This is a genomic window from Selenomonas sp. oral taxon 892 str. F0426 (assembly GCF_000468035.1).
Taxonomy (GTDB): domain Bacteria; phylum Bacillota; class Negativicutes; order Selenomonadales; family Selenomonadaceae; genus Centipeda.
In genome coordinates this window covers 59,467-72,816 of sequence record NZ_KI260540.1, presented here as the reverse complement: position 1 = coordinate 72,816, position 13,350 = coordinate 59,467, and the positions used below count along the sequence as shown (strand labels likewise).

13 protein-coding genes are annotated in these 13,350 nt (G+C 58.8%); 6 read left to right on the top strand and 7 right to left on the bottom strand.

Annotated elements, in window-relative coordinates:
- Positions 1–106: 106 nt before the first annotated feature.
- Entirely contained in the window at positions 107–1,435 is a 1,329-nt protein-coding gene (locus HMPREF1992_RS07265) for an MATE family efflux transporter (RefSeq protein WP_021685231.1), read from the bottom strand.
- Positions 1,436–1,564: 129 nt separating this feature from the next.
- On the opposite strand from HMPREF1992_RS07265, the gene HMPREF1992_RS07260 reads away from it, so the two are divergent.
- The 4 genes from HMPREF1992_RS07260 to HMPREF1992_RS07245 all read left to right on the top strand — a co-directional run bounded on the left by HMPREF1992_RS07260 (position 1,565) and on the right by HMPREF1992_RS07245 (position 5,042).
- Positions 1,565–2,662, top strand: coding sequence for a CofH family radical SAM protein (locus tag HMPREF1992_RS07260; RefSeq protein ID WP_021685230.1), 1,098 nt, complete (start codon positions 1,565–1,567; stop codon positions 2,660–2,662).
- Positions 2,659–3,684 carry a cyclic dehypoxanthinyl futalosine synthase gene (gene mqnC, locus HMPREF1992_RS07255; protein ID WP_021685229.1) on the top strand — a complete coding sequence of 342 codons (1,026 nt, stop codon included), beginning with the start codon at positions 2,659–2,661 and terminating at the stop codon, positions 3,682–3,684. The genes HMPREF1992_RS07260 and mqnC overlap by 4 nt, the downstream gene beginning before the upstream one ends.
- Position 3,685: 1 nt before the next feature.
- Positions 3,686–4,534, top strand: coding sequence for an MTAP family purine nucleoside phosphorylase (locus tag HMPREF1992_RS07250; protein ID WP_021685228.1), 849 nt, complete (start codon positions 3,686–3,688; stop codon positions 4,532–4,534).
- 148 nt (positions 4,535–4,682) lie between these two features.
- Positions 4,683–5,042 carry a helix-turn-helix domain-containing protein gene (locus HMPREF1992_RS07245; RefSeq protein ID WP_021685227.1) on the top strand — a complete coding sequence of 120 codons (360 nt, stop codon included), beginning with the start codon at positions 4,683–4,685 and terminating at the stop codon, positions 5,040–5,042.
- Here HMPREF1992_RS07245 and HMPREF1992_RS07240 read toward each other — a convergent pair.
- From HMPREF1992_RS07240 to HMPREF1992_RS07220, 5 genes are all read right to left on the bottom strand, one after another.
- Positions 5,031–5,585: an NAD(P)H-dependent oxidoreductase gene (locus HMPREF1992_RS07240; protein ID WP_037358986.1), complete on the bottom strand. Its 555-nt coding sequence runs from the start codon at positions 5,583–5,585 to the stop codon at positions 5,031–5,033. The two genes, HMPREF1992_RS07245 and HMPREF1992_RS07240, sit on opposite strands and share 12 nt — an antisense overlap.
- A 167-nt stretch (positions 5,586–5,752) precedes the next feature.
- Complete coding sequence (locus tag HMPREF1992_RS07235; protein ID WP_021685225.1) at positions 5,753–6,283, bottom strand: 2-oxoacid:acceptor oxidoreductase family protein; 531 nt, start codon at positions 6,281–6,283, stop codon at positions 5,753–5,755.
- Position 6,284: 1 nt separating this feature from the next.
- A complete protein-coding gene (locus HMPREF1992_RS07230) occupies positions 6,285–7,136 on the bottom strand; it encodes a thiamine pyrophosphate-dependent enzyme (protein ID WP_021685224.1) in 852 nt (283 codons plus the stop codon).
- Positions 7,133–8,284 (bottom strand): 2-oxoacid:acceptor oxidoreductase subunit alpha, encoded by a 1,152-nt coding sequence (locus HMPREF1992_RS07225; RefSeq protein ID WP_021685223.1) that lies wholly within the window; start codon positions 8,282–8,284, stop codon positions 7,133–7,135. Before HMPREF1992_RS07225 ends, HMPREF1992_RS07230 begins: the two co-directional genes overlap by 4 nt.
- A gap of 1 nt (position 8,285) precedes the next feature.
- Complete coding sequence (locus HMPREF1992_RS07220; protein WP_021685222.1) at positions 8,286–8,480, bottom strand: 4Fe-4S binding protein; 195 nt, start codon at positions 8,478–8,480, stop codon at positions 8,286–8,288.
- A 289-nt stretch (positions 8,481–8,769) separates the two neighbouring features.
- On the opposite strand from HMPREF1992_RS07220, the gene HMPREF1992_RS07215 reads away from it, so the two are divergent.
- Complete coding sequence (locus HMPREF1992_RS07215; RefSeq protein WP_021685220.1) at positions 8,770–9,222, top strand: DUF3290 domain-containing protein; 453 nt, start codon at positions 8,770–8,772, stop codon at positions 9,220–9,222.
- Position 9,223: 1 nt separating this feature from the next.
- A complete protein-coding gene (locus HMPREF1992_RS07210; RefSeq protein ID WP_021685219.1) occupies positions 9,224–9,859 on the top strand; it encodes a DUF421 domain-containing protein in 636 nt (211 codons plus the stop codon).
- A gap of 91 nt (positions 9,860–9,950) precedes the next feature.
- Here HMPREF1992_RS07210 and HMPREF1992_RS07205 read toward each other — a convergent pair whose 3' ends face one another.
- Positions 9,951–13,328 carry a DEAD/DEAH box helicase family protein gene (locus tag HMPREF1992_RS07205; protein WP_021685218.1) on the bottom strand — a complete coding sequence of 1,126 codons (3,378 nt, stop codon included), beginning with the start codon at positions 13,326–13,328 and terminating at the stop codon, positions 9,951–9,953.
- Positions 13,329–13,350 lie beyond the last annotated feature (22 nt).

Sequence of the window (13,350 nt, the reverse complement as noted above, 5' to 3'; positions counted from 1 at the left end):
ACTTCCCCTGTTTCAACGGGGAAAGGGCGAGCGCAACGCGGTGGAAGGGGCACAAAGAAACGGGCGTTGTAAGAAGTTTTTAACTTCGTGCAACAGCCCCGTTTCTCTACAGATATCCGTATTTCTTTCGTTTGTGCCAGAGCAGGAGGAATGTAAGCGCTGCGCCGAGGAGATCAGCGGCGGGGGTCGCAATGAATACGCCGTCCACGCCGAAGATGTGCGGCAGGAGGAGCAGGAAGCCGAGCAGACAGACGAGTGTGTCCCAGACGGAGAGCAGGGCAGAGGTGCGTCCGTCGCCGAGCGCGGTGAAGAACGACGAGCCGTACATGCTGAATCCGAGGAAGAGGAAGGCGATCGCGTGGATGCGGAAGCCGTGCACGGCGAGTTCGTAGACGTGCGTGCCCTCGGCGGCGAAGATGCCTGTGATCGGCGCGGCGATGAGGATGCTGACGGCGGTGGTAAAGAGGGAGAATGCGGCGATGAGCGTGAGGCTGCGGCGCAGAATTCCGCGCAGGGCGTGCGTGTCACGTTTGCCGTAGTTGAAGCTTGCCAGAGGTGCGACACCCTCGGCGTAGCCCATGTAAATCGCGGTGAGCAGACCGGAGATGTACTCCGAGATGGTGATTGCCGCCACGCCGTCCGCACCTGCGAGGCGCATCATCGTGTTGTTCATGACGATCATGATGAGGCTCATCGAGAGCTGCATCACCATCTCGCTTGAGCCGTTGCCCATCGCCGAGAGAACGGCACGCAGCCGCCAGACGGGACGTACGAACCGCAGTGTGCCGCACCGATGGATGGCAAAGTAGTAAAGTCCTACGAATGCGGAGATGGAGTAGCCCGTCGCCGTCGCGACAGCCGCGCCCTCAAGCCCCCAACCGAGAACGAAGAGGAGGATGTAATCGAGCACCATATTGACAATGCCGCCGACGAGGGAGGAGAGCATCGCGAGACGCGGCTGTCCCGCCGCAACGAGGAAGATGTCGAGGATCAGCCCCGCCATCGTGAGCGGTGTCGAGACGAAGAGAGGAACGGCGTACACGGCGCAGAGCGGATAGAGGGCATCGTCCGCGCCGAAGAAATAGAGGATCGGGCGCAGGAAGCTCAGCCCAAGCACAGCGATAAGCGTGCTGAGAATGACGCAGACGAGGACGAGCAGGGAGAAATTCTCCTGCGCATGACGGTGCTTTCCCGCGCCAAGCTGCGCCGCGACGAGGGCGCTGCCACCTGTGCCGAGCATGGTCGCGAGCACAATCGTGAGCGGGATGAACGGCATGACGATATTGATTGCCGACAGCCCATCCGTCCCGACGGCGTGCGCCACAAAAAAGCCGTCGACGATGAAGTTCACATTCATAAAGAGCTGCGACACGATCATCGGCACGGCGAACGCGAGCAGTGTGCGGTAGGTGATGGGCTGAGATAGCTGCGCCACGGAACATCCTCCTTTTGGTAGTTCTGCTATCCTAGCACAAAGCAACACGGGTGTGCAAGTGGGGGAATTTGCAAAATCCCGCCGCATTTGGTACACTTGCGGGAGTGTTGTAAGGAGAGAATATCGTACATGAGTGATCGAAAGAAAGCCCGTGCCGCCGCCGAACGCGGGGCACGGCTGACGAAGGAGGATGCACTCCTCCTCTATGAGGACAACGACCTCCTCGCGCTCGCTGCGTGGGCGCGTGCGGCGAAGGAGCGAGCGAGCAGGAAGAACGTCTACTATACGGTGAACCGCCACATCAACCTCACGAATATATGCAGCGCGAACTGCCCGCTCTGCGCGTTCCAAGTGGAGCAGGGGGATGCACGCGGCTATATTATGGAAACGGATGATGTGGCTCGCGTGCTGGAACTGGCGAAAAATACGCCGCGCCTCACGGAAATCCATATCGTGAGTGCGCTGCACCCCGACCGTCCCTTCTCCTACTACGAGGGCGTGGTGCGGCAGGTGCGCGCGGCATTGCCCCATGCGGACATCAAGGCGTTCACGCCCGTGGAGGTTGTGAACTTCGCAAAGACGGAGGGGACGTCCGTCCGTGACATCCTGCGCACACTACAGGAGGCAGGGCTGTCGTCCCTTCCCGGCGGCGGCGCGGAGATCCTGTCCGATCGTGTGCGCGCGGTTATATGCCCGAACAAGGCGACGCGTGCGGAGTGGCTTGACTGTATGCGCACGGCGCACGAACTCGGCATCCGCACCAATGCGTCCATGATGTACGGTCACATCGAGACGGTGGAGGAGCGTATCGATCATCTGCTTGCCCTGCGCGAGCTGCAGGATGAGACGGGCGGTTTTCAGGCATTCATGCTCTTTCCGTTCCATCCCGAGAACACGGCGCTCGGTGCGGAGAAGAAGCTCGCGCGCGTCGGCTCGTGGGAGGATATGAAGATGCTCGCGCTCTCACGCCTTGTGCTCGACAATGTGGCGCATTTCAAGGCGTTCTGGGTCATGCTGACGCAGCCCATCGCGCAGCTTGCCCTTGGATTTGGCGCGGATGATCTTGACGGCACGATCGGTGAGGAGAAGATCATCCATGCGGCAGGCGCACAGACGCAGACGGGCATCACGCGGCGTGAACTGGATGCGATGATTCGCGAGGCGGGTTATGTGCCTGTGGAGCGCGATATATTTTATCAGCCGATTGCGGCAGGGGAGGGCGCATGAGACTTTCGGAGCTGGAGGCGACAGACCTCCTCACGAGCGGCGACCCCATCGACCTCGGACGCGCGGCGGATGCGGAGCGGCGGCGGCGGTTCGGCGATACGGTGACGTTCATCGTCGACCGCAACATCAACTACACGAATATCTGTGTGAACGAATGTCGTTTCTGTGCGTTCTATACAAAGGTGGGCGCGGAGGACGGCTACCTCCTGCCGATGGAGGAGATTCTCGCAAAGGTCGGCGAGACGGCGGCGGCGGGCGGCACGCAGGTCATGATACAGGGCGGCATTCACCCCGATCTGCCGCTTTCCTACTATGAAAATATGCTGCGTGCGATCCGTGACCGCTATCCCTCCATCGTGATCCACTCCTTTACGGCGACGGAGATTCTGTACTTTGCCGAAAAGGAGGGCATTATGATTGAGGATACCCTGCGTCGTCTGCAGGATGCAGGGCTTGCCTCGCTCCCCGGCGGCGGGGCGGAGATCCTTGTGGATCGTGTGCGGAAGCTCATCGCACCGAAAAAGATCATGACCGAGGATTGGCTGCGTGTCATGCGCACGGCACACAAGATCGGCATGGAGTCGACGGCGACGATGGTGATCGGCTTTGGCGAGACGATGGCGGAGCGTGTGGAGCACATGGAGCATATCCGCCGCTTGCAGGAGGAGACGGGCGGATTCCGCGCGTTCATCACATGGACGTTCCAGCCGGGCAATACCGCACTCGGAGGGGAAAAGACGTCGAGCTGGGACTATATGCGGACGCTTGCCGTCACGCGTCTCTACATGGACAATATCGCGCACATACAGGGATCGTGGGTCACGCAGGGCGAGCGCATCGGACAGCTGACGCTTGGCTTCGGCGCGGACGACCTCGGGAGCATCATGCTCGAGGAGAATGTCGTGCGTGCGGCGGGGACGCGGTACAATATGTCGATTAAGAAGATGATTGATCTGATCCGCGGCGCGGGCAGAGAGCCGGCGCAGCGCGACACGCAGTATCGCGTGATACGGAGGTTTTAGTATGGCAGAGCAACAGGTTCCTGCGGCGGGTTACGCCATCATCGGCGGCTCGGGGACGCTGTCGAGCGACTTCCCGCGTGCGTCGATGGCGGACGATGTGGAGATCCTTGCGGACGGGCTGCACTTCGCAACGCCGTATGGCGAGAGTCCCGCATTCCGCCTGTTCTCCGTTGCGGGGCGGCGCGTGCTGACCTGCCGTATGCACGGCTGGCGCAGCGGTGTGACGCGTGCGGATGCGTCGCGGCAGGTGTTCTGGGTGCTGCGGGAGGCGGGTGTGCGGCGCATCCTCTCCGAGGGCGGCGTCGGGACGGTGAACCCTCTGCTCGATCCGCGCGACTTCCTCATCCCCGATGACTACCTTGACCTCTCCGTACGAAAGGATGTCATGCTCGACGGGCGTTACCTGCTTGTGATGCGCGACGCACTCTGCTCGGAACTTCGTACGACACTCGTTGCGGAGACAAAGAAACGCTATACGGGGCGCATCTTTGACCGCGGCATCTACGCCGTCACAGATGGGCGGCATTTTGAGAGCCCTGCCGAGATCGCCATGCTGAAGGGGCATGCGGACATCGTCGGGCAGAGCCTTGCGCCCGAGGTCTATCTCGCGCGCGAGATCGGCGCATGCTATGCAGGGCTGTACTTCGTCGTCAACTACGGAGAGGGCATCCGCCCGTGGTCGCACGATACACTCTCACAGATTTTCTATGATGATGCGCCCATGATCGGCGACATTCTGCTCGCGACGATCCGCAGCGTTCCCGCCGAGGAGAGCGACTGTGAATGCCGCAGCCTGCGCAAGGAGACACTGCTCAAGGATGTCTACAACGCGGCGTCGGACAAGGGTTGACGAACCCACGCTAAAATCGTATAATAAGCATAGAAAAAGGTGCTGCCGGTAAACGGTCAGCCCCTTTGCTGGAAACGAACTAAGATTAGCCGCCTAGGTTTGGTCACTGAGGGCGGCTTTTGTTATGTATATGTGATTGGTGGGGTATATGGAACATGAAAGCTGTGTGCCGCAGGGGACGGAGATCACGCAGACAGGATTTCACTACACGCTGTCCCTGATTGGCGGCAAGTATAAGATGGCAGTTCTCTATCTGCTCGCCGAGCACGGCGTGCTTCGCCATAATGCGATTCATCGGCGGATTGCGGGAATCCCGTATAAGACGCTCGCCGCCGTGCTGAAGGAACTCGCGGTGGACGGCCTTGTCGTGCGGACGGAGTACCCGCAGGTACCGCCAAAGGTGGAGTACGCCCTCACTGAGCGCGGGCGGTCGCTCATCCCGATCCTGTACAGCATGTGCGACTGGGGTGAACGCCATAGAAGCGATGCGGACTCTTTACGACAATGACGCCACAAAACGCGCGTAGTTCTCCGCGCTGCGTTCGATTTCCTCTGCCGTCGAGTGATAGTCTTCGCCCGGTACAATCTCCGCACCGTAGAAGGCGAAGAACGGCTGACAGTCGGCGCGGCAGTAGTACCGCAGTGTTGTCTCAAACGGGGCGAGCAGCTGCGCGAGCGTATAGTGGTATCGCCCCTCGGTGCTGTAATCCTCTGCGCGCACACCTGTTGTGACGGCGAGTGCGACTTTGCGCCCCTCCAGCTTATCCCCGCCGTTCCTTCCGTACGCCCAGCCGTGCGTCAGTACCTCGTCGAACCACGTCTTCAGGAGTGGCGGACTGGAAAACCAGTAGATCGGAAACTGGAAGATCAGACTGCCATGTGACTCGACGAGGCGATGTTCACGCTCTACATCGATTTGACCGTCGGGATAATGCTTGGAAAGGATATGGATTGTGCATTGATCGGGATATTTGCGCAGCTCCGTCAGCCATCGCTTGTTAATGACGGACTCATCGATATTTGGGTGCGCGGCGATAATCAATGTCTTCATAAAGAAAACCTCCATTTCTATCGTTGAATGATAGCGTATGGAGGGGTGGGGCACAAGAACGCACTTTTTTGTGGGGTACTTACGCAAGGGAAAGTGAAACAGGGGCTGCTGCACGAAGTTTTTTAGCTTCGTGCAGCAGCCCCTGATGTTGTGTACGGAAAAGTGTCTTACCCCTCCGCCGCCTCATATCCGACCATCAGCGCCTGCATATTTGCGTCGAGGGTGTGCGGTGGGACACGGTGGCTGACGGCGGTTTTCACGGCGTCGAGCGGGACGATGCCCGATACACGCGTGATCGCACCGAGGGCGACGATGTTGGCAAAGAGTGCCTTGCCGATTTGTTCAATCGCAAGTGTTGTGATGGGGACGGAGACGACGTGCGATGCTGCAGGCACGTTCGGGACGAGTTCGCTGTCGATAATCAGGATGCCGTTTTCGGGATCGAGATCGCCTGCGTATTTGTCCGCTGCCGCCTGTGTCATGGCGAGTACGATATCGGGATGCTCGACGTGCGGATGGTAGATCATGCCGTCGCTGACGATGACCTCCGAGCGGGACGCACCGCCCCGTGCTTCGGGACCGTAGGACTGTGACTGTGCGACGTTCATGCCGCACGCAGTCGCCGCCTCGGCAAAGATGATGGCGGCGGTGATGACGCCCTGTCCGCCCGAGCCTGAGAGACGTAGTTCCTTCTGCATATCACAGCCCTCCTGCGCGCCGCTGAATCTCGGCGTTCGCCATGCCGTACTCCTCGCCCGCGCATTCGTAGAGTAGCCCGATCGGGAACTTCTCCGGCGTGCGCTTCTCGGGCGGGAGCTTGTCCCATGCCGCCTTCATGACGGCGGAGTCCCGCATCCACTCGAGCATCGCCGCAGGCGTGCCCATCTTGTTCTTGCGTCCGTAGGCGGTAGGGCACTGTACCATCGCCTCGATGAGAGCAAAGCCGTGATTTTTGAGTCCGCCCGCGATCATCTGCGCGAGATGCTTGACGTGGAATGCCGTCGAGCGCGCAACGTAGGTTGCACCCGCTGCTTCGGCGATGCGGCACGCGTCGAGTGGACGGTCGATTGTACCGTATGGTGCGGTCGTCGTCATTTTGCCCGGTGGGGTCGTCGGCGAGGATTGTCCGCCCGTCATACCATAGATGTTGTTGTTGAAGAGAACGACCGTCAGATCGACGTTGCGACGGCAGCCGTGGAGAAAATGATTGCCGCCGATGGCGGTGCAGTCGCCGTCTCCTGTAATGACAATGACGTTGAGCTCAGGGCGTGCGAGCTTGATGCCCGTTGCAAACGGAATTGCTCTCCCGTGTGCTGTGTGTACGGTGTCAAAGTCCATATACCCCGAGCCGCGCGAGGAACAGCCAATGCCGGAGACAATGACGGTATTGTCCTGTGTAAAGCCCTCCGCACCCTCTATCGCCTCTGCAATGCATTTCAGTGCCGTGCCGTTGCCGCAGCCCGGGCACCAGAGGTGGGGGAGGCGATTCTGACGAAAAAAATGCTCAAAGCCGCGGTCAATCTCCGCGTGTGTTGTCATATCTGTGTTCATGCGCGCACCTCCTCGCTCATCTGACGAATTGCCGCTGTGATTTCATGCGGTGTGAAGTCGAGCATGTTGTACTTGAGGCAGGGACGGACGGGTGTGCCGTGCGCCGCGCGCGTGACCTCGCCCACGAGCTGCCCGTAGTTCAGCTCCGCGACGAGGATGTTCTTTACGCGGTCAGCAAGTCGACCGATTGCCGCATCTGCAAACGGCCAGATGGTCTTCAGGCGCAGGAATCCGACCTTGATTCCATCGGCGCGCGCCGTACGTACTGCCTCGTATGCCGTACGAGCCGTACCGCCGTAGCTGACGACGGCGAACTCCGCATCCTCCATGAAGGACTCCTCCGTGTGGATGATCTCTTCGCCCACACGATTGATCTTTTCATGGAGGCGGTGCAGCATTGTCTCCGTGACGACGGGGCTGCCCGAGGGAAAGCCCGTTTCGTCGTGCAGCAGCCCCGTGACGTGGATGCGGTAGCCGTCACCGAAACGCGCCACATCGGGCACGAGATCTTCGCCCACGGCAAAGGGCTGATAGCCCTCGGCGCGCGTCTTTGTTGGCAGGCGGCGTGGGTAGATGTTCAGCTCATCCACCGATGGGAGTGTGACATTCTCACGCAGATGCCCGACGATCTCATCCGTCAGCAGGATGACGGGTGAGCGGAAACGCTCGGCGTAGTTCACCGACATCACTGCCATATCGAACGCCTCGCGCACGCTCCATGGCGAGAGTGCAATGATCGGATGGTCGCCGTGCGTGCCCCAGCGCACTTGCATGACATCCCCCTGCGACGGCGCGGTCGGCTGTCCCGTCGACGGACCGACGCGCTGCACATTCACCACGACGCACGGGATCTCTGCGCACGCCGCATAGCCAATCAGCTCCTGCTTCAGTGAGAAACCGGGGCCGCTCGTTGCGTCCATCACCTTTGCACCTGCAAGCGATGCGCCGAGGATCGCACCCATCGCGCCGATCTCATCCTCCATCTGGAGGAATGTGCCGCCGATTTGCGGCAGCATCTTTGCCATCTGCTCGGCAATCTCTGTCGACGGCGTGATCGGATAGCCCGCGAAAAACGTCACTCCTGCGGCGATCGCACCCTCGGCGATCGCCTCGTTGCCTTGCATCAATCGTGCTTTATTTTCAGCCATCTCACGCCCTCCTCTCGACGAATATTGCGAAGTCTGGACAGCGCATCTCGCACTGCCCGCACGCAATACAGTCCTCGGGACGGACGGGCGTGACCTTGCCGAGCAGACTCACCTCGAGCACCTTTTTTGGACAGAACGCAGCGCAAATGCCGCAACCCTTGCACCGCTTTTCTTTGATAAACAGCTCACCCTTCATGGCGTTCAACTCCCGCCGGGATGTGGAAGAACATCCCATCATACACAGAATACGGAGGCGGTTCTCTTTTTCTTTAGGAATCGCTGATACAATGAAGTCCGTGATTCCTTTATTGAGTAACCGTGATAAAGATGAAAAACATTATAACGGAAGCCATAGAAAAATTCAACGCCAGCGTGACATGTATGGCATTATACAGTATACAGGAATCTGGTGAGGGGGATTGACAGACGTCTTTCTAAGTGATAATGTGCCACCGTAATTCAGAACTTTACAGGAGGTGTGTCCTTTGTCATTTTATACCTATGACTATATCGCAGCGCACAGCCAGTTTGGCAATAATGTCTGGTACGTGCTCTCATTCCTTGCGCTCGCGGCGCTGCTGTTCGTAAGCGTCAAATATCTGCGCAATCGTCTCGTGACGCGCTACCGCGACCTCATCGTCATCCTATTCCTCGCGGTCGCCTTCCTCGGCGGTGTGCAGTACAGCGACTACAGCCGCACAAAGAGCGATGTGGAGGCAACCTCGCGTATGGCGGCGTTTCTCCACAGTCTCAGTGAGGATGTCGATGTGCCCGTGCGGGAGATTCGTACGAACTCGACGTATTTGAAACAGGGGATGCTCGTCGATGTGCAGGGGACATTCTATGCGGTGACGTTCAACGCGGACTTTACGTCATTTCAATACGAGCAGACGCATCTTCTGAGCCGCGACGTAAAGATTGTGGACAAGGAGGACTGACATGCTCATTTACTCTCTGATGCTGGGCAAGCTTGCGCTCGGTCTCTTGTGTCTCGTCCTCCAGATCAATCTGCTCGGCAAGGGCAACCTCGCGCCGAACTCTGCAACCGATCAGGTGCAGAACTATGTCCTCGGTGGCATCATCGGCGGCGTGATCTACAACAACGCCATCTCGATTCTGGACTTCCTGCTCGTTCTCATCGCATGGACTCTGCTCGTCTTGATTCTGAAATATCTCAAGGCAAACAGCATCGCGGTCAAGGACTTCGTGGACGGCAGTCCGACCATTCTGATTGAGCGCGGGAAAATCATCATGGACGCGTGTATGCGGCACGGACTGCTCGCGCACGATATCACGCTGAAGCTCCGTATGGCGGGCGTCTACTACATCAAGGATGTCAAACGTGCCGTGCTCGAGCCGAACGGGCAGCTCACCGTTATCCAGTACGGCGAGCAGAACGCACGCTATCCGCTTATCCTTGACGGACAGATCGATGACGATGCCCTCGAGCTCATCGACAAGGATCGTATTTGGCTCAAGGGCGAATTGCACACCGCAGGCTATGAACTCAAGGATGTCTACATCGGCGAGTACAAGGACGGCGCGCTTGTTGTCTATCCGTATGGGAGAGAGTGAGCGAGGGAGATGAAAAGGGCTGCTGTGTGAGGTGAAAACTTCATGCAGCAGCCCTTTGAGATTGTAACCATATGTGATCCATCAGGAGAATTTATGCCGCCGTTGGTGTGGCGTTCGTCTGGATGTTGCTCAAGACACGGGCGATGGCTTGGAGTGTCTTGGCATTGCCATGAAAGACTTCAACAATCTTTGCTCCACCGAAGTTCTTGGCATTGCCAAGCTCCGCGATCTCCATCGTGCCGTTCTTCATGACCCACTCCATGATATTGTGGATGAGGGCGATCTGTTCCTCGTTGTAGAGCGCAGTGTCGAGGAACTCGGAGAACGCGGCGCGTGCGGCCTCCTCCGATAGCCCCGTGAGCGAGCGGACGAATGTGCCAAGCGTATCCTGCGGCGGGCGGGCCGCATCCGCCGTCTGTTCACGGCGCAGCATATCCACATACTCCGCCGCGCTGCCGACCTCCTCCCAGAAGATTCGTTCCAGTTCCTCCCACTCCTTTGCAGACAGCGGGATATTGTTCCGCAGTTTCGTGAGGAGGGGATGGTGCTCGTTCTCGTGCACATAGCGGTTCGCGCGTTCGCGGTAGGCGTCCAGCGCGGTACTCTTCGTGAGTCGCATACCCACCTCTGCGGAGATGATTTCATCCGAAATGTTGATCTCTCGTGTTCGTATATCCTCGTGCAGATACTGCATCAGTCCGCGCAGGTCGCGGCGGATGCAGTCGATCTGCGGGAGAGTGGCACACGTCCAAAATGCGGGTGTGCGAATCTCTGCGAGCATCGCCGCCTGCGCCTTCACAGGGGGGATCGACATCTTACGCTCCAGACGCGCGGCGATCTTCTGCACCATCTTCGCCGTACGCTCGTAGGCGGCTGTTTCGTGCGCCGCGTGTGCAAGCATCATCCGATAGACGATGACATCGAGCCGCCGCGCACTCTCATCGTCGCCCGTGGCGGGGACGAGCGGCGCGAGACGCGTGATAATCTCCTCGGACGCAGCCGTATCGAGCGCGTCCAGAGCCGCAGGGGCGGCGTATTTATCGACTGCCGCAAGCTGCGCTCGTACCTCGAACCGCTCCTTGTTCAGAGCCGCAATGGCGGCGTGCACCTCGGCGGCGATCTCCGCACGGAACGTAGACAGCTCTGCTGTCTGATATGCCGCATTTTGCAGCTCCTGTAGAATGCGAACCTTCAATCCGAACGCCTTTTCTGCGAGCGATACCGTTCCCGTGCTCTCGATACTCTTCGGATTCTGCGCGAAGAATGCGAAATTCCCCATATAGTCGAAGATGTAGAACTGCGTCTTATCCATGCCCGCGCCGAACAGATCCTTGCACAGCCGCGTCCCGCGACCGAACATCTGCCAAAACTTCGCCTTGGAAAAGACCTGCTTGTAAAAGACGAGATTCAGAATCTCGTGGATGTCGATCCCTGTGTCGAGCATATCGACCGATATGGCGACCTGCGGCAGCTTCGCAGGATCGCGGAAATCGTTCAGCAGTTTCACATGGTTTTTGACCGCGTGGTCAATGACCCGTGCAAACGCCCCGCAATACTGCGGATAGAGGAGATCGAACTCCTTCGCGATGTGCTCCGCATGGCGGTGACTGCGGGCAAAGATGATCGTTTTGCCGAGCTTGTCGCCGCCCTCGATCTTCAGCCCCTTCTCCATCAGATCCGAGATGATTTGACGCGTCGTATCTACGTTGAAATAGATGCGATTAATCTCGCCGCTTGTAATCACGTCGGGCAGTTCCTCGCCCTCGTCAAATGCGTCCTCGTATCGTTCCCTCTCTTCGGGCGTGAGCTCCTCGTAGCTAATGCCCTTCGTTGGGATGCGCAGCATCGTCGCCATACAGTGATAGTCCGCGAGATACCCCTCGCGGAGCGCGGTCTCGTACTCGTAGGCGAACGTCGGCATATCGTTTTCCATGTCAAAGAAATCGTAGGTGTTGTGATCCACGTCCGTCTTCGGCGTTGCCGTCAGCCCCACGATCAGCGCGTCGAAATAGCGGAAGATCGCACGGTACTTCTTGAAAATGCTGCGGTGTGCCTCGTCGATCACGATGAGGTCGAAATGCCCCGGGGTAAAGAGCCGTGCACCGTCCTTTGTCCGCATCTCGTCAATCGCGTTCAGGATCGTCGGATAGGTCGAAAAGATGGCGCGTGCCGTGGGACTGCTTCCGTCACGATCAAGGAGACTGCACGTCGAGAGATTCGGCAGATGCTCCGTGAATGCCTGCTTTGCCTGACGCACCAACTCCGTGCGGTCGGCGAGAAAGAGGACATTCGTCATCCAACCCGCGGAGAGCAGCACATCCACGAGCGAGATCACCGTGCGCGTCTTGCCCGTGCCCGTCGCCATGACGAGGAGCGCCTTGCGTCTTCGTGCGGCATATGCCGAACAGACGCTGTGAATCGCCTCCTTTTGATAGGAACGGTCGGTGATGGCGGCGTTGATCTGCAGCGTATCCAATCCCCGTGCCTGCGTTCGCCGGCTGATGATACGCACGAGATCGTCCTGCGAAAAGACAGAGTACACCTGACGCGGCGGATAGGAGAGATCATCCCAGAAATACGTATCATAGCCGTTCGTGTAGAAAATAAGCGGCCGCTGCCCCGTCATCTGCTCGAGACAGTCTGCATAGAGCCGAGCCTGCTCGCGTCCCGCCTCGGGACTGACCGACGTCTTCTTTGCCTCGACGACCGCGAGCGGCTTGTGATCCCTGCCATAGAGCACATAGTCGGCGAACCCCTTGCCCGAGCCGTTCGGCAGTCCGATCACGGGCACCTCGCGCATACAGTCCACATCGAACGTCCAACCCATCGCGCGGAGGTCGAGGTCTATGATCGTGCGGCGCGTCTCCTCCTCCGTCCTCGTGTGCGGGACATAGCTGTGCGCGGCGGTATTTTGTGCACGCAGAGCCGCCAGCTCCTCCTGCAATGCCTTCATCTCACTCGCAAGAGCTGCACGCTCGGCGGATCTCGTCTCAAGTTCCCCCCGCAGACGTGTGAGCTCCGCAGCAGATACGGCTTGTTTTGCCTCGCTTGCGAGCAGAGTCTCGTCAAAGTCGCGTTCCTTGTAGGACGACCCATAGCAATAGTCGATAAAGAGGACGAACTCGAATAGATTTTGAAGTGAGAGCACCGCCTCGCGGTAGGCGACCTTTTTGTTCGTGTGCGCCGAGAAATTGCCGAGCTTGATGATGAAGCGCAGATTGTTGATGATATTTTGGTCGACAAAGGCGGTAAAGGATGGATTGTAGACAAGCGCAGAGAAATTGTCCTTGTACGGCAGACGCAGGGAGCTGTCCACGGAGTAGAGCCACTTTACCGCGAGCTCGGCGCTTTTCCGTACGCCGAGCGCACAGAGTGCGGGGCTGACCCCGATGGATTTCTCCGCCTCAATGCACGCATCCGCGAACGCTGTAAAGTTCTTTTCGGCACTCAGAAAGTCAAAATTCGTCATGTGCGTGCTCCCCTCCCTGCGG

What these genes read in the sequence shown, in the direction of transcription:
- HMPREF1992_RS07260 (WP_021685230.1), top strand. Translation starts at nt 1,565, where the DNA reads ATGAGTGATCGAAAGAAAGCCCGTGCCGCCGCCGAACGCGGGGCACGG.
- mqnC (WP_021685229.1), top strand. Translation starts at nt 2,659, where the DNA reads ATGAGACTTTCGGAGCTGGAGGCGACAGACCTCCTCACGAGCGGCGAC.
- HMPREF1992_RS07250 (WP_021685228.1), top strand. Translation starts at nt 3,686, where the DNA reads ATGGCAGAGCAACAGGTTCCTGCGGCGGGTTACGCCATCATCGGCGGC.
- HMPREF1992_RS07245 (WP_021685227.1), top strand. Translation starts at nt 4,683, where the DNA reads ATGGAACATGAAAGCTGTGTGCCGCAGGGGACGGAGATCACGCAGACA.
- HMPREF1992_RS07240 (WP_037358986.1), bottom strand. Translation starts at nt 5,585, where the DNA reads ATGAAGACATTGATTATCGCCGCGCACCCAAATATCGATGAGTCCGTC.
- HMPREF1992_RS07235 (WP_021685225.1), bottom strand. Translation starts at nt 6,283, where the DNA reads ATGCAGAAGGAACTACGTCTCTCAGGCTCGGGCGGACAGGGCGTCATC.
- HMPREF1992_RS07230 (WP_021685224.1), bottom strand. Translation starts at nt 7,136, where the DNA reads ATGAACACAGATATGACAACACACGCGGAGATTGACCGCGGCTTTGAG.
- HMPREF1992_RS07225 (WP_021685223.1), bottom strand. Translation starts at nt 8,284, where the DNA reads ATGGCTGAAAATAAAGCACGATTGATGCAAGGCAACGAGGCGATCGCC.
- HMPREF1992_RS07220 (WP_021685222.1), bottom strand. Translation starts at nt 8,480, where the DNA reads ATGAAGGGTGAGCTGTTTATCAAAGAAAAGCGGTGCAAGGGTTGCGGC.
- HMPREF1992_RS07210 (WP_021685219.1), top strand. Translation starts at nt 9,224, where the DNA reads ATGCTCATTTACTCTCTGATGCTGGGCAAGCTTGCGCTCGGTCTCTTG.
- HMPREF1992_RS07205 (WP_021685218.1), bottom strand. Translation starts at nt 13,328, where the DNA reads ATGACGAATTTTGACTTTCTGAGTGCCGAAAAGAACTTTACAGCGTTC.